Origin of the sequence: Streptomyces sp. BB1-1-1, from assembly GCF_031597775.1 — a bacterium.
Classification (GTDB): domain Bacteria; phylum Actinomycetota; class Actinomycetes; order Streptomycetales; family Streptomycetaceae; genus Streptomyces; species Streptomyces thinghirensis.
Genome location: NZ_CP134203.1, coordinates 396,182 through 415,178 on the forward strand (window position 1 = coordinate 396,182; position 18,997 = coordinate 415,178).

The window sequence follows — 18,997 nt, forward strand, 5'->3', positions numbered from 1 at the left end:
GGCCACGGTGGTACGGCGGTGCCCGTACGTCACTCACGCGGCGAGCGCGAAGTAGGCGAAGCCCGCCGCGAGCACGCCCGCGGCCGCGCGGCGGGGCCTGCCGGTGCGGTCCCACGGGGTCTCCAGGGGCCGGGCGAACTTCGCGATCGCCACGAGCAGTCCCGCGAAGAGCGGCATCCAGGCCGCCCGCGCGAGGATCCATCCGGCCGTGTCCGGCGCGGTGGTCAGGCCGGGGATCTCGCCGAAGTGCGCGGCGGGGACCGCGGCGGCGAGCATGGCCGTCTGGTGCCAGCACAGGATCGTCATCGCGGACAGGTTGATGATCACGACCGGGGCCCACAGGGCGGGGCGCCGGAGCAGCCGGGCCAGCCGGTCGCGCAGCAGGATCGCCGCACCGGACTGGGCGGCGGCGAGCGCGAGGACCAGCAGGGACGGCGGGTGGGAGTTGGTGCGGGACGCGCCGGGCACGCCCACCATCGACGCCGGGTAGTGGAAGGCGAGCAGCAGGGTGGCGAACAGGGCCGCGCCGCCCGCGAACAGCAGCCACGCCTCGCGGCGGCCCAGCCGCTTGTCCGCCCAGGACACGCCCAACTGGTAGGCGAACATCCAGCCCGGAAGGAGATTGAGCAGACTCAGCCAGGTCGGCATCGCGTCCGCGTACGGCCCGTAACGCAGGAAGTCGACCACCGCGACCGAGCCGAGCAGTGGGGCCGCGGACCAGAAGCCGAGGCGCCGCGAGGCGCGGAGGCAGTACGGCGTGAGGGCCGTGATCACGGCGTAGACGCCGACGAACCACAGGGGCTGGACGACCAGTGTCGACGCGGTGTGCAGGGTGGCGGTCGGAACGCCGAGGCCGTAATGGAGGGTGGGGAGCAGCAGCGCCCATACGGCGGTGACACCGAGGACCGGGCGCCCCAGCCGAATGAGCCGGCCGGTGATCCACTCGCGGGCCGAGCCCTTGCGGCGCCGGTAGGAGAGGTACGAGGAGTAGCCGCCGACCAGGAAGAAGATGCCCAGCATCTGGAGGATCCAGCCGGCCGGGGCCAGCGCGCCGAAGGTGGTCAGCGGGCTGGCGTTGTGCAGGCCGCCGCCGGCGTCGAGGGTGAAGCCGCCGAGCAGCCAGTGGCCGGTCGGGACGGCCAGCAGCGCCAGTGCGCGCAGGCCGTCGATGGCGCGGTCGCGGTGGGCGGGGGTCCGGCCGTCGATCCCGGCAGTGAGCTTCGCGAGCCTCGTGCGGGTCTTCATCACAGGTCTCCCCCGGCGATCGCCGCGAACGCGGTCAGGGTGGAGGTGCCGGTGGTGAAGTACTCGTCGTGCGCGGGGACGTCGTCGGCGGGCAGGACGGTCGCGCCGAAGCCGGGCGAGGTGGGGTCCGCGCCGTGGCCCAGGCCCAGGACCTCGACGTTGGGGACGCGGTCGATCCAGTCGTCCGGGGACTTGGCGGCCCAGACGTGGGCGTCGGTGTCGAGGGCGGTGACGTCGTCGGCGCGCATGCCGGGCGAGCCCATGACGACGATGTCGCTCGCGTCGGTGTAGGGGGCGGCGAGGCCGCAGACCACCGAGCCGTAGCTGTGGCAGAAGAGGGCGGGGTCGGGGAGGCCGGCCGCGTCCAGGCCGTCGGTGAAACGGGTGAGGCGCTCGGCGCCGGTCTCGGCGAGCCGGCCCGTCGCCAGGTCGGGGCCGATGCCGGAGGGGGTGGTGTAGCCGGCCCAGGCGATGACGGCCGTGTCGTCGCTCGCCTCCGCCCGGAGGTCGGCGGCCCACTGTGCCGTACGGTCGAACGTCGAGATGTCGATGTCCGAGCCGGGGACGATCACCGAGACGTGGGTGGCGTTCTCCAGGTCGCCCACGACCTGCGCGATCAGGCCGCGGCCGCGTGGGTCGTACGCGAGGACCTGGTCGCCCGCGGGGGCGTTGGCCTCGTAGCGGAGGTTCACGGGGGCGCCGTCGAGGTTGCCCACGACGGTGGGGTGGTCCTGGACGAGTCGCTGCTGTTGAGCGTCGGTCAGGTCGCCGAAGAAGGCCGCCACCTCGGCGGGGGTGGCCGTGGTGGGGTCCGGTAGCTCCTGTCCCAGGGAGTCGTCCGCCAGCCAGGCGGCGGTGCCGGGGAGCGGCCCGCTGGGCGCGCTCACGCTGCCCGCCGAGGCCCAGCCCGCCGTGCTGCCGACCAGCAGTGCGGTCAGTACGGCAGTGGTCAGGGTCTTCCTGAAGCGGCACATCCGTCCGTCTCCCTCTGTCTCGTCCGTGGTGACGGGGAGGAAGGTAGGAAGGCGGTTGGAGGCCGGGCGTCACGCTGGGGAGCCAAGTGGGGAGTGATACCTCGGTAGGGGGTGGGCTACCTGCCGCCCCCCCCATCCGTTCCCGTCGGGTCGGCGTCAGAGGGCTCGGACGGTCACTCCTGGGCGGCGGGCCCCAGAAGTTCGGCCAGTACCGCGTCCGGTCCGCGGCCCGCGCTCTGCAGCAGCACGGTCTCGTACCGCTCGTCGCCGAGCAGCGAGCGGACGGTGCTCTCGTAGTGGACGCGCACAGGGCCCAGCTCCGGTGTTCCGCGTTGGGGGTGGCCGACCGAACTCCACAGGGTCTCGCCGATCGCGTAGGCCGCCGCTGCGGGCTCGGCGGCGCCCTCGGCGGCGAGTGCCGCCGCCAGCACGTCCAGGCCGAGCGCCAGGCCGAAGCCGTCACCGATATGGCGCTTGCCCTCCAGCATCGACCGGGCGTGCGTGACCGCGTGCGTGGCACGGTCCTCGAACAGTGCGATGAGGGCCAGCTGGTAGTCGGTGTAGGAGCGGGTCCACCACTCCCCGAGCGCGGCGCACTCCGCGCGCAGGGACTCGGCCTCCTCTCGCGCCCGGTCCAGGAAGCCCTGGCCGGTGAGTGCGAAGACGCGGACGAGGCGGCACATCACCGTTCCCGGCGCCGTGACTCCCGCCGCCTGCGCCAGTGCCAGGTCGGCCGCGTGGCCGGCGGCCATGGGGCGCCCGGTGAGGAGGTGTGCCAGGCCCATCAGGTACGCCGACCGAAGCCGGCCGTCCGCGTCCTCCGCCGCTCGGCCGCACGCGTCGGCCAGGTGGCGCGCGCTTTGGACGTCACCTCGCAGGACATGGGTGACGCCGAGTGCCCACAGAGCCCTGACCCGCGCCGGATTCGGCGCACCGGGCAGGGAGAGGGCGTCCTCCAGGTAGTCGGCGGCCTCCGGCAGGTGTCCGCAGCAACTCCAGAGGAAGCCGAGGAGCCCGCTCAGTTCGACCGCGGCGCCGGAGCGGGTGGTCAGGAAGTGGTCGAGCGCGGCGCACAGATCGGCATGGGTGGCTTCCGTCCACCGGTACCAGCGCATCTGGTCGGGCCCCAGCCAACCGGCGTCGGCCTCGCGCGCCCGGTCCAGGAAGAACCGGGCGTGCCGCTCCGAGACCACGTGCGTCTCGTTCAGCTCGTCGAGCCACATCCGGCCGTACTCGCGGACGGTGTCGAGCATGCGGCAGCGCTCGCCCCGACGGGTCAGGACGGACTTGCGCTCCAGGCCACGGAGGGCCGACGTCAGGAGCGGCGGGGTGAGCGGGCCGCCGCCGCAGACGGCGAGCACGGTGTCCGCGTCGACGGGGCCTCGGAAGACCGACAGCCGTGCCCAGAGAAGGCGCTCCGGCGGAGTGCACAGCTCGTGGCTCCAGCCGACGGTGGTCCGCACCGCACGGTGACGGGGCGGACCGGTGCTTCTGTCCGCGGCGATGTCCAGGTGCGAGAGGAGCGCCTCCTCGACCGCGCCGATGCCGCGGTCGACGAGTTGGCCCGCCACCAGCTCGACCGCCAGCGGAATGCCTTGCAGCCACCGGCACAGGCGGGCGGCGGCGACCAGGTCCTCGGCGCCGTCCAGGGGCACGTCGAGAGCGGCCGCTCGGTGGCGCAGCAGTCGCACCGCGTCCGTGTCGGCCGGCAACGGTTCGACCTCGACGACCCGTTCACCGCCGAGACCGAGCGGCTCCCGGCTGGTCGCCAGCACCGTCAGCCCGGGGCTCGCGTCGAGCAGGCGGCGGACCAGGTCGCGGCAGCTGCTCGTGACGTGCTCGCAGGAGTCCAGGACGAGCAGCGGGGCCTGGTCCGTGAGCCAGGCCCCCAGCGCGTCGACCGGGTCGATCGCCGTGTGGTCGGAGAAGTCGAGCGCGTCGGCGACCGTGGCGGTGAGGAGCCGGTCGTCGGGCAGGGGCCAGAGGTCGGCCCACGCGACCGCTCGCCCGCCGCCGCCCACCCGGTCCGCGGCGTGCAGGGCGAGCCTGCTCTTGCCGACCCCGCCCACTCCCGTCAGGGTCACGAGGCGACACTCACGCAGGGCCTCGTCCAGGCGGGCCAGCTCGCTCGCGCGGCCGACGAAGCCGGTCGGTGTCTCGGGGAGGTTGCTCAGCACTCGCCCAGTCTCACGCGTCGGCACCTACCGTGTGAGTCCTTCGTCCGGTAGGGACGCACCCTCTGGGACCCCCGCCCCCGCGCTCCCGCGGCGGGTCCGGTCCGGCCACGGGCCCCTCCGCGCGGGGCGTACGGCGCATACGGCCGAGGGAGCGGTGGGATACACGCGTCCGCGGGGCGCCGGCCGTCGAGCACGCCCGACAACGACGGGCCGCGGGACATCACCCGACAGAGGTACGGACCAAGGCGACGTCATCGGTGGACCGAGGCGTCATCCACCAGCACCGGCACTCCCGCCTCCAGCGGGAACGGACGTACGCATTTGCGAAGTGGGGGTGATCCCTGATCTCCTGAGCGGCGACGTGGGACTGACTGTCATGTCGCTGTGCGCGTCGCGAACAGGTGCCGGTATGTTCCGTATACGCCAGTTCTGCTGTACAGCAGTCCAGCACCCCCCGACCGGCGACAGGACCCATGACAGACCGTGCTCATACCGAGGCAGCCGACGACGAGCAGCCTCCGGCGCAGGACGACCGCGCCTTCTTCGGGCAGCCGAAGGGCCTGCTCACCCTGTCCGCCCTGGAGGTCTGGGAGCGCTTCTCGTTCCTGGGCATGCAGGCGATCCTGGTCCTGTACTTCGCCGACTCGGTGGCGAACGAGGGCCTGGGCATGGACGCCGGCACCGCCGCGTCCGTGTCGGCCGCCTACGGCACCCTCGTCTACCTGGTCTCCGTCGGAGGCGGCTGGCTCGCCGACCGCATCCTCGGCTCCTACCGGGCGGTCCTGTGGGGAGGCGTCCTCATCGCCCTGGGCCACTACTCCATGGCCGTGCCCACCGCCGCCATGACCTGGGTCGGCCTGGGCCTGATCAGCGCCGGTACCGGCCTGCTCAAACCGAACGTGGCCGCCATGGTCGGCAAGCTCTACCGCACCGACGACGACCGCCGTGACGCCGGCTTCGCCCTGTACTACATGGGCATCAACATCGGCGCCTTCGCCGGTCCGCTGATCACCGGCTGGCTCGGCGAACACCAGGGCTGGCACTGGGGCTTCTCGGCCGCCGCGTTCGGGATGACACTGGGGCTGATCCAGTACATCGCCGGGCGCCGCCACCTCGCCGGCCGCAAGCACGCCGCCGAGTTCGCACTGGCCCCGGCCGCCATGCGCCGTGCCGTGTGGCTGATGGTCGCCGGGGGCCTGGCCTTCGCCGTGCTGTGCGGCGTGCTCGCGGGCGCCGGCTGGCTCACCATGGACCGGTTCGTCGACGTCCTCACGGTCATCTCGGTGATCGCACCGGTCGTCTACTTCTGGATCATGTTCACCAGTCCCCGGGTCACCGCGGAGGAACGCGGGCGGCTGCGTCCCTACATCGTCCTCTTCCTCGCCTCGGTGGTCTTCAACTTCATCCTCTTCCAGGCCTACTCGACGATGATGCTGCTCGCGTCGACGAACGCCGACACCACGATCCTCGGCTTCGATTTCCCGTCCAGCTGGTACGCCTCCGCGCTCGGCGCCTTCGAGGTGGCGCTGGCCCCCGTGGTCGCGGCCGTCTGGGTACGGATGGGCCGCCGCCAGCCGCACGCCTCGAACAAGATCGCGCTCGGAGTCATCCTCGGCGGCCTGTCGTTCCTGCTCATGGTGGTGCCCACCTCCGGGCACGACGGCACCGACTACCGGATGGCCGCCTGGTGGATCGTCGGCTCCTACCTGCTGCTCGGTCTCGGCGACGTGCTCCTGGAGACGTCGGGTCTCTCGGCCAGCAGCAAGCTGGCGCCGAAGGCGTTCTCCAGCCAGACCATGGCCCTGTGGTTCCTCTCCCTGGCCCTCGCCAACGGCATCCAGGCCCAGGTGGTGAAGATCTACGACGACGTCTCGCACCCCGCGTACTTCGGCGTCAACGGCGCCATCGCCGTCGTCCTCGGCCTGGTCGTCGTAGCCCTCGCGCCGTGGCTGCGACGCACGATGCACCCCGTTCACTGACCACCCGGCCCGCCGGAAGGTACCGCCCCATGCACATCCGCACGGACTTCCCGTACGAGACGACCCACGACGACATCCGCATCCCCCTGCCGGACGGCACCCGGCTCTACGCGCGGATCTGGCGGCCGGTCACCGACGAGCCGGTGCCAGCGCTGCTGGAGTACCTGCCGTACCGCCTCAGCGACTGGACCGCGCCCCGCGACAGCCAGCGCCACCCCTGGTACGCGGGGCACGGCTACGCCTCCGTCCGCGTCGACGTGCGCGGGCACGGCAACAGCGACGGCCTGCCGGGCGACGAGTACGACGCCACCGAGCTGGCCGACGGAGTCGCGGTCGTCGAGTGGCTGGCCGCGCAGCCCTGGTGCAACGGCAGCGTGGGCATGTTCGGCATCTCCTGGGGCGGCTTCAACTCGCTGCAGATCGCCGCGCTCGCCCCCGAACCGCTGAAGGCCGTCGTCACCGTCTGCTCCGCCGACGACCGGTACGACAACGACGTGCACTACATGGGCGGCTCGGTGCTCGGCGTCGACATGCACGCCTGGGCCTCCACCATGCTGGCGTTCGTCTGCCGCCCCCCGGACCCGGAGTACGCCGGTCAGGAGTGGCGGGAGATGTGGCTGCGACGGCTGGAGGCCGTCGACCCGTTCATCCACACCTGGCTCGCCCACCAGCTGCGCGACGACTACTGGAAGCACGGCAGCGTCTGCGAGGACTACTCCGCGATCGACGCCGCCGTCCTCGCCGTGGGCGGCTGGCACGACCCGTACCGGGACACCGTGCTCCGGCTCGTGGAGCACCTGCCGAACGAACGGGTGCGGGGGCTGATCGGGCCCTGGTCCCACCAGTACCCGGACCGCGGGCTGCCGCCGGGGCCGCCGATCGGCTTCCTCCAGGAGACGCTGCGCTGGTGGGACCGGCACCTGAAGGGGGTGGACAACGGCGTCATGGACGAACCGCTGCTCCGCTCCTGGATCAGCGAGTCGCACCGGCCGGCCACCGTCTACCCCGAACTGCCGGGCCGCTGGGTCGGCGACCCGGCCTGGCCGTCCCCGTACACCACCCCCACGCCGCACGCCCTCGGGGGCGACCCGGTCGTCGTACGCTCCCCGCAGCACACCGGTGTCGACGCCGGACGGTTCTTCCCCTTCGGCAACGACGCCGACCTGCCGCCCGACCAGCGCGAGGAGGACGCCCGCTCGGCGTGCTTCGAGTTCCCCGTCGCCGACGGCCCCATCGAGATCCTCGGGCGTCCCGAGGTGACCCTGCGCCTTCGGATGGACGTACCGTACGGGCAGGCGGTCGCCCGGCTCTGCGACGTGGCGCCGGACGGATCGTCGACCTTGGTGACCCGCGGCGCCCTCAACCTGGCCGCGCGCCAGGGCCGGGACCGCAACGTTCCCTGGCAGCCCGGCACCACGGAGACGGTCACCTTCCAGCTCAACGGCATCGGCCACACCTTCCCGGCCGGCCACCGCATCCGGCTTGCCGTCTCCTCCGCCTACTGGCCGTGGATCTGGCCGCAGGCGGGTTCCGACGGCTTCGTCCTGGAACCGGCCGGCTCGGCACTCGCGCTGCCGGTGCGCGACGCCGGGGAACACCCCGAGGACACCGGCATCCGCTTCGAGCCGCCCGAGCAGTCCGAGCCGCTGCGCGTCGCGGTGCCGGCGGCACAGGAGGAGGAGCGCCCGGAGCGACTCGTGGTGCGCGACGTGGCCAAGGGCGAGTGGCGGCTGGAGGTGGATCCGCGCTACGGCGGGACCCGTGTGTACCCGGACGGCCTGGAGTTCACCGAGGACGCGCTGGAGACCTACACCATCAGGGAGGACGATCCGCTTTCGGCGCGGGCCAGGTCCGACTGGACCGTCCGGCTGCGCCGGCCGGAACGTGCGTGGGACGTGCGGGTCGAGACCCGGTCGGAGATCACCTGCGACGCCGATGACTTCGTCACCTCCAACGAGGTGGTGTGCCGCGACGGCGAGGACATCGTCTTCCGGCGCACCTGGGAGAAGCGCATTCCCCGGGTCGCGCGCTGACCCGTCCGGAACGCCTTCGCCGCCGACGTCAGGATCGGCAGCCGATGTCCGACGCACACTGGAGGGAACCGACGTGGTCGGCCGGGTGGAACTGCGGCAGGTGGACGAGGTGGGCCTCGAGGAACTCCTCGCCGTGGCCGTCGAGGACGCGGAGCCCGAGGAGGTCATGCCTCCTGTGGCCGGTCCACCCGGGTGGACGCCGATACGGCAGGAAGCGTTCCGGGCGTGGCACCGCGCTCGGCGTCCCGGGCTGGCCGGTCCGCTCCGGGAATCCACCTTCGTGATCGTCCACGAGGGGAGGACGGTGGGGTCGGCCCGGCTGGCTGTCCGGGGCAGCCGGGAAGTCCTGGAGACGGGCATGTGGCTCGCCCGTTCCCGACGCGGCCGCGGGATAGGCGGCGCCGCACTCCGCTTGCTCCTCGGCGAAGCCGCCGAGGCCGGCGCGCGGTCCGTGGTCGCGGACACCACCGTGCACAACGCGGCCGCACTCGCGGCGTTGCGCGGCAACGGCGCGACGCTCATCCCGAGTGAGGACACCGCCGATGTCCACGCCGAGTTGAGGCCGGAGCGGAGCTGAGGCCGCGGCGGTCAGTCGGTGGTCGTCCGGGATGAGCCGCGGGCGGGGCGGTGCCGGCCGATGATCCCCTCGACGATTGCCATCAGTCGCTCCCCCGCCTGATCGATGCTGCCGTTCTGTGTGCTGACCTGCGCGCCTTCGAGTACGAAGGTGATCTCGGCCGCGGTCTGCTCGGGGTCGGGCAGCCCGGCCGCGGCGCACAGGGCGACGAGTCTCCGGGTCTGACGTGCCTTGTGCTCCTCGATCACCTGCCGTGCGGGGTGGGAGCGGTCGGGCAGTTCGGCGATGGAGTTGATGAACGGGCAGCCCCGGTGCGAGATCGCCGGCAGTCCCTCGGCGATGAAGCGGGCCAGGGCCAGGATCTGATCCGCGGGCCGGCCGGGGTGTTCGGCCTCGGCCCGGTCGAAGGCCGCCTGGTAGTCGGCGGCGACGATCCGCAACCACTCGGCGACCAGCGCGTCCTTGGTTTCGAAGTGCCGGTAGATCGCCATCTTGGTGGTCTCGGCCCGCTCGGCGATCGCCTGGACGCCCACCCGCCGGATCCCCTCGCTCCGGAAGAGCTCCTCCGCCGCGTCGAGGATGCGCTCCCGAGGCGGCAGTTTCGCCACCCTGCTCGGCCTTCTGCCGGTCGATGCCATGACCACTCCGTGACGTCCCGTCGGTTGCGGGCTCTCCATCACTGCTACGGTACCAGTCCGTTCCATGCGATACCGTTGGGTATCATTAGGTACCCAACGGTACCGTCCCACCTTCCACCGGGAGTGACAGTGAGAGTTGCCGAGTACGTGGATTTCGACGCGGTCGGGCTCGCGGAGCTCGTGACCAAAGGCGAGGTGACCCCTGCCGAACTGACGGCAGCCGCGCTCGATGCGGCGGAGGCGGTCAACGGCCGGATCAACGCCGTCGTGGAGACCTGGCCGGCCGACAGCGAACCCCACTCGGGCGGTTCGCCGCTGGCCGGGGTGCCATTCCTGATCAAGGACATCGGAGTTTCCATGGCCGGGAGGCGAATGGAGCTGGGCAGCCGTCTCGCGGCCGGCAACGTCGCCCGCACCGACTCCGCCCTGATGCTGCGCTTCCGTCAGGCCGGCCTCGTGACGTTCGGGCGTACCGCGACTCCGGAGTTGGCCTACAGCATCACGACGGAACCCGAGCTGTACGGTCCGACCCGCAATCCGTGGGACCCGCAGCGGAGCGCGGGCGGATCCAGCGGGGGCGCGGGCGCGGCCGTCGCTGCCGGGGTGGTCCCGGTCGCACACGCCACCGACGCGGCCGGCTCGCTCCGCATACCCGCCGCCCACAACGGCCTCTTCGGCCTGAAGCCCACCCGGGGCCGGGTCTCGATGGGCCCCGACGCCGACGAGGTCTTCAGCGGCCTCGCCGTGCACGGCAGCGTCAGCCGCACCGTTCGCGACAGTGCGGTACTGCTCGACCAGATCCGCGGCCCCGAACCGGGTGATCCCTACTTCGCCCAGCAGCCGTCCCGGCCCTACGCGGAGGAAGTCACCCGCCACCCGGGCTCGCTGCGGATCGGTGTCCTCGCCCAGGCGTGGGGTGGACGCCGCACCACCACGCCAGTGGCCGACGCTCTCGCTCGCACCGTACGTCTGCTGGAATCCCTCGGCCACCGAGTGGAAGAGGTCGAGGTCGGCCTCGGGGCGGACTGGGAGGAGTTCGTCCTGGCCAACGCCCGTCTGTTGGCCACGAACCTCGCGGCCTCGGTCGACGAGCTGGCTGCCGCCTTCGGCCGGCCCGTCGACTCCTCGACCCTCGAGCCGGTGACCCTGGCCGGCTACCACTACGGGCAGCGGGTCAGCGGCGCCCAGTTCGTCACCGCTCTCACGATGCGGAACCGGGTCGCCCGAAGCCTGGCACGGTACTTCGCCACGCACGACATGCTCCTCACCCCGACCTTGCCGGAGCTTCCCATGCCCCTGGGCACCTGCGCCGAGGGCGCGGAGGCCCTGGACGGCCTCGGCTGGATCAACCGCGTCAACGACCTCTCGCCGTTCACCATGCCGTTCAATGTGGCGGGCACGCCCGCCATGTCCGTGCCGGTGACGGCCGACGCCGGGACCGGACTCCCGATCGGTATGCAGTTCGCCGCCGGTCACGGGCTCGAAGGCCGCCTCTTCCGCCTCGCCGGACAACTCGAACGCGCGGACCCGTGGTCGGGCCGGACCCCCACCGTGTGGGCGGGGAACCACACGGGCCGCTGAGGAGCGCTTCCGGAGAGCAGCCTCCATGGACAGTCGCCAACCCGCTGTGATGTGATCCCTTCGGCGGAACGGCCCTCCTTGGCGTGGTCACCGGGCGACCCCCATCCACACCGCGCGAGGACGGCCGACCCCCACGTGATGTCCTCCGCCGCTCGCTCCGCCCATGGGCTCCGCATCGCCACGGCGAGCGTCCGGGTCCGTCCCCCCAGGCTCGAAAGTTCCGTACACATGCAGAAGACCAAGGCCGCACTCTGGGAATTCCTCCAGGGGCTCGGCAAGACGTTCATGCTGCCGGTGGCCCTGCTCGCGTTCTGCGGCATCATGCTGGGCGTCGGCTCCTCGCTCTCCAGCGAGGCCGTCACTGACAACGTTGCCTTTCTGAAGGGCGAGGGCTGGCACCTCGTCTTCACGTGGATGGCGAACACGGGGCTCGTCGCCTTCACGTTCCTGCCCGTCCTCTTCGCGATGGCGATCCCGCTCGGGCTCGCTCGTGAGGACAAGGGGGTGGCCGCCTTCTCGGGTTTCGTCGGCTTCGCCGCCATGAACCTCGCGGTGAACTTCTACCTCACCGCCAAGGGCGTCGACTTCGAGGACGAGGAGGCGATCAAGCACTACGGCACAGCCGACGTGCTCGGTGTGCAGTCCATCGACACGGGCCTCCTCGGCGCCGTGGCCGTTGGCATCGTTGTCAGCCTTCTCCACCGGCGCTTTCGTACCCAGCGGATGCCCGACGCGCTGGCCTTCTTCGGCGGGCTGCGCTTCGTCCCCATCATCTCGGCCCTGGTCCTCAGCGTGCTCGGTCTGCTCATCCCGCTGGTCTGGCCGACCTTCAACGGCTGGATCACCGCCGTGGGCCGGGGCATCGGACACACCGGCGTGTTCGGGCCGTTCTTCTTCGGCATGGGAGAGGTGCTGCTGCGGCCCATCGGGTTGCACCACATCCTCGTGGCGATGTTCCGCTTCACGGACGTCGGCGGTTCGGGCACCGTGTGCGGCGACCAGGTCTCCGGCGCCCTGAACATGTTCTACGCCCAACTGGACTGCGCTGCCGCCCCGAATACCGCGGTCACCGATGCCACGCACTTCCTCTCCCAGGGCAAGATGGCGTCCTACCTGGGCGGCCTCCCGGGCGCCGCGCTCGCGATGTACCACTGCGCGAACCGGCGGATGCGCCCTGAGATCAAGGCGCTGCTGGTGTCCGGCGTCGTGGCCTGCGTGGTGGGCGGCATCACGGAGCCGCTGGAGTTCCTGTTCCTCTTCGTCGCCCCGTGGCTCTACGTCATCCACGCGGTTCTCGTCGGACTCGGCTTCCTCACGGCGGCCGTGCTCGGCGTCTTCATCGGGAACACCGACGGCAATGTCATCGACTGGCTCGTCTTCGGAGTGCTCCAGGGCTCGTCGACCAAGTGGTACCTGGTGCCGGTGATCGCGGCGGTGTGGTTCACCGTGTACTACTTCCTGTTCCGCTGGGCGATCACCCGCTTCGACCTCAAGACCCCTGGCCGCGACGAGGTCCCGGCACCGGACGAGGGGGAGCAGGCCGAGCAGGCCGAGGAGGAGGACGCCGTCCCGGACGAGGCGGCGGAGCCCCGGCGTGAGCTGGTCGCGGGGAAGTACGACGCCGTCGCCATCCTGGACGCGATCGGCGGTGCCGACAACATCCGGTCCCTGGACAACTGCATCACGCGTCTGCGCATGACGGTCCAGGACGCCGAACAGGTCGACGAGGCACGGCTGAAGAAGCTGGGGGCCGTGGGGGTCATCAAGCTCGACGGCCACAACGTGCAGGTCGTCATCGGCCCGCAGGTCCAGTCGGTGAAGGACGCCATCGCCACGATGATCCCGGTGGGCTGACCATGACGCGCTACGACTTCGACACCCCGGTGGACCGGCACGGCACCTGGTGCACGCAGTGGGACTACGTCCAGGACCGATTCGGCGTGCCGGATCTGCTGCCGTTCACGATCTCCGACATGGACTTCGAGACCGCTCCGGAGATCGTGGCGGCGCTCCGCGAGCGCCTGGAGCACGGGGTCCTCGGCTACTCGCGCTGGCGCCAGGACGACTTCCTCTCCGCCATCGTCCACTGGTACGCGTCGCGGCACGCCACGGACGTGGATCCCGAGTCGGTCGTCTACGCGCCGTCCGTCGTCTACCAGGTCTCGCAGTTGCTGCGCCTGTGGTCGCGACCCGGCGACGGCGTCGTCGCCCACACGCCCATGTACGACGCGTTCCCCAAGACGGTGGCGGCCAACGGACGCCGGCTCCTGGGGTGCCCGCTTCACGACTGGGCGGAGTTCGAGCGGCTCCTGGCACTCCCCGACACGGCCGTGCTGCTGCTGTGCTCGCCGCACAATCCCACGGGCAGGGTGTGGTCCGCGCACGAGCTGGACCGGATGGCCCGGCTGTGCGCACGCTACGACGTGGCGGTGATCAGCGACGAGATCCACTCGGACCTGGCGTACGCCCCGCACGTCCACCGTCCCTGGGCCCGGCACGGCGGCGACGGTCGCTGGGCCGTGCTGACCTCGGCTTCCAAGTCGTTCAACATCCCTGCTCTGACGGGCAGTTACGGGATCGTCAGCGATCCGTCGACGCGTGCTGCCTACCTGCGGCAGCTCAAGGACGCGGACGGTCTCTCCTCCCCCGCGGTGCTGTCGCTGGTCGGCCACATCGCCGCGTACCGGAAGGGAGCACCCTGGCTGGACGCCCTGCGCGGGTACCTCGCGGGCAATCTCGCGATGGTCGCCGACCGTCTCCACGAGGAGTTTCCGCAGCTCGGCTGGGAACCCCCGCAGGCGGGTTACCTGGCCTGGATCGACCTGCGGCCCCTCGGCGTCGACGACGACGCGCTCCAGCGCGAACTCGTGGAGGTGGAGAAGGTGGCCATCATGCCGGGTGCCACCTACGGCTCCCCGGGACGGGTACGGCTCAACGCCGGGTGCCCTCGGTCCAAGGCGGAGGCGGGTGTCGAGGCCCTGGTTCACGCGCTGCGCCGGCTTCGGCGAGCGGAGGGCGCGAGGGCTGCCGGTGCAGCCGTCGACCAGGCTGCCCGCCCCTCCCGCCGACCCGACGCGTAACGTCCGGCCGCATGGAACCACTGCCTCACCCACAGACACCGCCCGGCGCCGCCCGACGCCGCGCCCGTGACCTCGGCATCGTCATCGGCCCCTCCGCGACCGGGCCTTTCAACGCCATCACCGACGTGCCGGGGGTCCGCGTCGGGCACACCACCGTTCGCCGCCCGCCGGACGTGCACAGCGGAGTCACAGCCGTCGTGCCCGACCTCGTCGGCCCGCACACGCCCGTGCCGGCCGGCGTGTTCACCGGCAACGGCTACGGGAAACTCATCGGCACCACCCAGCTCTCCGAACTCGGCACGCTGGAGACCCCGATCCTGCTCACCTCCACCCTGTCGGCCTTCCGCGTCGCCGACGCCCTCGTCGGCTGGATGCTCCAGCGGCCCGGATGCGAGGGGGTGCAGAGCCTCAACCCGGTGGTCGGCGAGTGCAACGACGGCCTCCTGTCCGACATCCGCGCCCGGCCCGTCCACGAGGAGCACGTCCGGGCGGCCCTCGACACGGCGTCCGGCGGGCCGGTGGCCGAGGGCTGCGTCGGCGCGGGGACCGGCACCGTCGCACTGGGTTTCAAGGCCGGTGTCGGGACCGCCTCGCGCACCCCGGACCTGACCTGCGGAGGTTTCACGGTCGGCGTCCTGGTGCAGGCGAACTTCGGCGGCACGCTGCGGGTGCTCGGCCGCACCCTCACCCCGCGGTCCGTCGGCGTCGGCGCCGAGGCTCCGGTCCCGGCCGCGGACACCGGCTCGTGCATGATCCTGGTGGCCACGGACGCCCCGCTCGACGCCCGGCAGCTCACCCGCGTCGCACGGCGCGCGGTGTTCGCCCTGGCCCGCACGGGCGCGGCCTACAGCCACGGCAGCGGCGACTACGCCATCGCCTTCGGTACGCGACCGGACGATGCCCCTGTGGCGGACGCCGGACTCGGCCCGCTGTTCGAAGCGGTCCTCGACGCGGTCGAGGAAGCGGTGCTCAACTCCTTGCTCGCGGCTACCACGACCACCGGTTTCGGCGGTCGGACGGTACCCGCGCTCCCGGCGGACCTCCTGCTCGCCGCCGAGTAGTCCGTGGCCGCGACGCGAGCCCGCAGCGCGTCCTCCCCACCGCGTCGAATCCGAGCGGTGTCACGGGATGTGAATCATCCACATGATATGCACCATGCACCATGCGCAAGGAGGGTGGCGTCACCCCCGCGCACCGCGCCGGGCGCCCCGGAAACGCCGCCGCGCCACACCCTTGACACGGTCACGCCGAGCGCTTGTATGGTCTAGTCCAACAGAACTCGCCGCTCCGTTTGCGGAGTTGACCCCTGCCAGGGCTCGAACTCCCTCGCCACGGCGGTGAGTGCGCGCCACCTTCCGCCTCTTGGCCCCACCCACGAGCGGCCGGGCTCGGCGTGCGCGGTCACCCCCACACATGACTGCGCGTGCCGTGGAACGGCCTGATGTGAAGGAGTTCCGCATGCACACCAACCGGAAGACCGCTGCGCTGATCGGCGCGGCCCTCGCCCCTGTCATCGCCGTCAGCCTCCCCGCCTCCTCGGCGAGCGCGCACGGCTACATCTCCGATCCGCCCAGCCGCCAGGCCCAATGCGCCGCGGGTACGGTGTCCTGCGGGGACATCAAGTACGAGCCGCAGAGCGTCGAAGGCCCCAAGGGCCTGACCAGCTGCAGCGGCGGCAACGGTCGCTTCGCGGAGCTGGACGACGACAGCAAGGGCTGGGCCGTCACACCGGTGCCGAAGAACGCGACGTTCTCGTGGAAACTCACCGCGCAGCACGCCACCAGCACGTGGGAGTACTACGCCGGCGGCCGGCGCATCGCGCTGTTCGACGACGGCGGCGCCAAGCCGGGCGCAGTGGTGAACCACCAGGTCGACTTCGGCGGACTCACGGGACAGCAGAAGGTGCTCGCCGTGTGGAACGTCGCCGACACCGACAACGCGTTCTACGCCTGCATCGACGTCAACGTCGGCGGCTGACGGATCGACCAACCCCGCACAGGTCCAGAGTCGGATCGACAACTACCAGCGCTTCGCGCAGCTCCTCGACGTCGAGCCCGGGAGCAACCTCAGCTGCTAGGCGGCCGGTACGGGGCTCGCGAAAGCACGTTCACCCAGCGCCGACGTTCACCTAGCCGACGAGGGCCTGCGTGATCTGCCGAGTGGTCTGGGCGGCGACCCTGGGGTCGACGGCGGCGTAGGAGGCGTACGCGTTCAGGCCCGTGGCCAGGGCCCACCCCCGGCCACGGGTCCACGTGGCGTCGTCCACGCCGAGCGCGGCGCGGAAGACGGCTCGCGGCGCCTCGGACATCAGGGTGAAGGCGATGGTCAGGTCGCGGGCCGGGTCGCCGATGCCGAACTCGCCGAAGTCGATGACCGCGCTGAGGCGGCCGTCGACGGTCAGCAGGTTGCCCGTGTGGAAGTCGCCGTGGAAGCAGACCGGAGGGCGGTCCCAGCCGGGGGCGCCGAGCGCCGCGTCCCACAGCTCGGTCATGGCCGCCCTGTCGAACACGCCGCCGACCTCCGCGATGGCGGCGCGCGTGGCCTCGTCCCGAGCAGCGAGCGGCCGGACGGTGAGGTCCTCGCCGACGCCAAGGTCCGGGGCCTCCCCGGGCGTGAACCGTTGGAGTGCGGTCAGGAACTCGGCCAGTTCGCCGGCGGCCTCGGACGACTCGGCGAGGGTCTCGACCGTGGCCACCTCGCCGTCGAGCCAGCGGGAGACCGCCCACGGCCACGGATAACCGAGATCGGGTTCTCCCACCGCCACCGGGACCGGGACGGCCAGCGGCAGGTGGGGGGCGAGCCGGGGCAGCCATTGGAGTTCCTTCCTGGCCTGTCCGATGGCGCCGGCATGGCGCGGCAGCCGGACGGTCAGCTCCTCGCCCAGTCGGTGGATCACATGGTCCGAGCCGGCTTGTTCGAGCGGCCGCAGGGGCAGCTCCGCCCACTGCGGGAACTGCCTCTCGACCAGCCGTCCGACCAGTGAGGTGTCGATCGAGGGGCTGTCCGGAGTCCGCTCGGTCGTCAAGGACAGCTCCTGGGGTCGGGGCGTTGTGCGCGGCGGGCGGTCGAGGCCATCACAGTGCCTCGTGCGCTCGCCTGTCGACCGCTTTTCCGCTCCGGCCGCCGATCTGCCGCTTCCCTACCACCGAGCCGGCGCTCGGCCGTCGACGTACGTCGCCACCACCTCGATGTCTCCGATGCGCGAGGGGTCGACGCGCCGGGGGTCGTCGCCGAGCACGACGAGGTCGGCACGCTTGCCCGGGGTGAGGCTGCCCAGGTCGTCCTCCCAGTGGCAGGCGAAGGCACCGGCGACCGTGTAGGCGCGCAGGGCCTCCTCTACGGTGATGCCCTCGTCGGGGCCGATCGTCCGGCCCGAGCCGGAGGAGCGCTCGACCATGAACTGGACGGCCCGCAGCGGGGACCCGTCCGTGACGGGACGGTCGGAGCTGCCCACCAGGGTGATGCCGTGATCCAGGAACGCCCTGCCCCGGTAGAGCCACGCCGCCCGGTCCTCGCCCGTGATCGCCGCGTAGTCGTCGCCGAAGTAGCGCAGGAAGTTGGGCTGTACGACCGCGCTGACGCCGAGCCGTGCGAAGCGCGGGAGCTGGTCGGGGCGGATCAGGCCGGCGTGCTCGACGCGGTGCCGGGCGCCGGGGCGCGGCCGGAGTCGCTGGGCCCGCTCCAGGGCGTCCAGGGCGACGTCGGCCGCGCGGTCGCCGATCGCGTGGACGGCGAGCTGCCACCCGGCGAGGTGGCCGTCCACGATCGTGTCCGCGAGCACGTCCGGGTCGTCCTGCAACTGGCCTGCGTGGTCCAGTCCTTCGTACGGACTGCTGAGCGCGGCGGTGCGGGCCATCATGCCGCCGTCGGTGAAGACCTTCAGCGCGCCCACGGACAGCCGGTCGTCGCCGAACCCGGTGCGCAGACCGAGGTCGAGGGCTCTGGGAATGCCGTCGGCTTCGTGGGCGGCGACGGTGTGCAGCCGGTCCGCGGACACCATGAGCTGCACGCGCAGCGGCAACAGACCGTTTTCGCGGGCGAGTTGGTACGCACCCAGCTCGACTGGGCTGTGGCCCAGGAGGGTGCTGCCGATACCGGCTTCGGCGCAGGCGGTGACCCCCTCGTCCAGGCAGGTGCGGGTGGCCCGTCCGATCGCCTGGGCCAACTCCTCCTGGGAGTACGGCAGGCGCAGCGCGCGGGCCGCACCCATGGCGCCCTCGGCGAGGAAGCCGTTGTCGTGCGGGAGGTCGGCGGGGAGCAGGTCGAGGACGGCGGAGTTGACTACGCAGCCGTGCCCGGAGTCGTGCGTCACGTAGAGCTTGTGGCCGTGGCTGACCTTGTCCAGTTCGGCGGCGGTCAGGTGGCGGCCCAGGGCCCGCTGGTCGTAGCCGGCGATGCTCACCCAGGCGCCGGGCGAGCCCTTCTGGACGACGGCCTGTTCCACGACGGCGAGCACGTCGTCGATCCGCGTGCGACCCGCGATGCTCGGGGTGGTCTGCTTGAGCCCGGTCCAGGCCAGGTGGACATGGGCATCGATGAATCCGGGCAGCACGGTGGCGCCTTGGAGGTCGACCACCTCACGCGCTGGCAGGGAGGTCACCGCCTCGTCCAGTCCGACGATCCGGCCCCGCCAGACGCCCAGGTCGTGGGCGACGGGGCGGTCGGGGTCCATGGTGAGGAAGCGGGCGTTCGTCAGTCTGGTGCAGAGCATCG

Annotated in this window: 14 protein-coding genes and 1 pseudogene; 9 read left to right on the forward strand and 6 right to left on the reverse strand. The window is 71.8% G+C overall.

Annotated features, from left to right (window positions below; all coding sequences use genetic code 11):
- Positions 1-33: 33 nt before the first annotated feature.
- From RI578_RS01740 to RI578_RS01750, 3 genes are all read right to left on the reverse strand, one after another.
- On the reverse strand, positions 34-1,245 hold the full coding sequence (locus RI578_RS01740) for an acyltransferase (RefSeq protein WP_310869340.1): 1,212 nt from the start codon (positions 1,243-1,245) through the stop codon (positions 34-36).
- Positions 1,245-2,219, reverse strand: a complete 975-nt coding sequence (locus RI578_RS01745) for an alpha/beta hydrolase (protein ID WP_310869341.1) — start codon at positions 2,217-2,219, stop codon at positions 1,245-1,247. Before RI578_RS01745 ends, RI578_RS01740 begins: the two co-directional genes overlap by 1 nt.
- Before the next feature lie 173 nt (positions 2,220-2,392).
- Positions 2,393-4,396: a regulator gene (locus tag RI578_RS01750; protein ID WP_310869342.1), complete on the reverse strand. Its 2,004-nt coding sequence runs from the start codon at positions 4,394-4,396 to the stop codon at positions 2,393-2,395.
- A 473-nt stretch (positions 4,397-4,869) separates the two neighbouring features.
- Here RI578_RS01750 and RI578_RS01755 point away from each other — a divergent pair, with 473 nt between their 5' ends.
- The 3 genes from RI578_RS01755 to RI578_RS01765 all read left to right on the forward strand — a co-directional run bounded on the left by RI578_RS01755 (position 4,870) and on the right by RI578_RS01765 (position 8,985).
- Positions 4,870-6,375 (forward strand): peptide MFS transporter, encoded by a 1,506-nt coding sequence (locus RI578_RS01755; protein WP_310869343.1) that lies wholly within the window; start codon positions 4,870-4,872, stop codon positions 6,373-6,375.
- Between the two features lie 29 nt (positions 6,376-6,404).
- A complete protein-coding gene (locus RI578_RS01760) occupies positions 6,405-8,408 on the forward strand; it encodes a CocE/NonD family hydrolase (RefSeq protein WP_310869344.1) in 2,004 nt (667 codons plus the stop codon).
- A gap of 73 nt (positions 8,409-8,481) precedes the next feature.
- The gene (locus RI578_RS01765; protein ID WP_310869345.1) at positions 8,482-8,985 is read left to right on the forward strand and encodes a GNAT family N-acetyltransferase; all 504 of its coding nucleotides are present in this window, start codon (positions 8,482-8,484) and stop codon (positions 8,983-8,985) included.
- An 11-nt stretch (positions 8,986-8,996) separates the two neighbouring features.
- Here RI578_RS01765 and RI578_RS01770 read toward each other — a convergent pair whose 3' ends face one another.
- The gene (locus RI578_RS01770; RefSeq protein WP_310869346.1) at positions 8,997-9,623 is read right to left on the reverse strand and encodes a helix-turn-helix domain-containing protein; all 627 of its coding nucleotides are present in this window, start codon (positions 9,621-9,623) and stop codon (positions 8,997-8,999) included.
- Positions 9,624-9,752: 129 nt separating this feature from the next.
- Here RI578_RS01770 and RI578_RS01775 point away from each other — a divergent pair, with 129 nt between their 5' ends.
- The 6 genes and pseudogenes from RI578_RS01775 to RI578_RS01800 form a co-directional block, all read left to right on the forward strand.
- Positions 9,753-11,204, forward strand: coding sequence for an amidase (locus RI578_RS01775; protein WP_310869347.1), 1,452 nt, complete (start codon positions 9,753-9,755; stop codon positions 11,202-11,204).
- 228 nt (positions 11,205-11,432) lie between these two features.
- Positions 11,433-13,058, forward strand: a complete 1,626-nt coding sequence (gene malX, locus RI578_RS01780) for a maltose/glucose-specific PTS transporter subunit IIBC (RefSeq protein WP_310869348.1) — start codon at positions 11,433-11,435, stop codon at positions 13,056-13,058.
- Between the two features lie 2 nt (positions 13,059-13,060).
- The gene (locus RI578_RS01785; protein ID WP_310869349.1) at positions 13,061-14,284 is read left to right on the forward strand and encodes a MalY/PatB family protein; all 1,224 of its coding nucleotides are present in this window, start codon (positions 13,061-13,063) and stop codon (positions 14,282-14,284) included.
- A gap of 11 nt (positions 14,285-14,295) precedes the next feature.
- Positions 14,296-15,345 carry a P1 family peptidase gene (locus tag RI578_RS01790; protein WP_310869350.1) on the forward strand — a complete coding sequence of 350 codons (1,050 nt, stop codon included), beginning with the start codon at positions 14,296-14,298 and terminating at the stop codon, positions 15,343-15,345.
- 397 nt (positions 15,346-15,742) lie between these two features.
- Positions 15,743-16,261, forward strand: coding sequence for a lytic polysaccharide monooxygenase (locus RI578_RS01795; protein WP_310869351.1), 519 nt, complete (start codon positions 15,743-15,745; stop codon positions 16,259-16,261).
- Between the two features lie 10 nt (positions 16,262-16,271).
- Positions 16,272-16,361: pseudogene (locus tag RI578_RS01800) on the forward strand (chitinase); the annotation flags it as partial.
- Between the two features lie 51 nt (positions 16,362-16,412).
- On the opposite strand, the gene RI578_RS01805 reads toward RI578_RS01800, so the two are convergent.
- Together RI578_RS01805 and RI578_RS01810 are read right to left on the reverse strand one after the other, a co-directional pair.
- Complete coding sequence (locus RI578_RS01805) at positions 16,413-17,309, reverse strand: aminoglycoside phosphotransferase family protein (protein WP_310869352.1); 897 nt, start codon at positions 17,307-17,309, stop codon at positions 16,413-16,415.
- Positions 17,310-17,423: 114 nt separating this feature from the next.
- Positions 17,424-18,995, reverse strand: coding sequence for an amidohydrolase (locus RI578_RS01810; protein ID WP_310869353.1), 1,572 nt, complete (start codon positions 18,993-18,995; stop codon positions 17,424-17,426).
- Between the last annotated feature and the right edge of the window lie 2 nt (positions 18,996-18,997).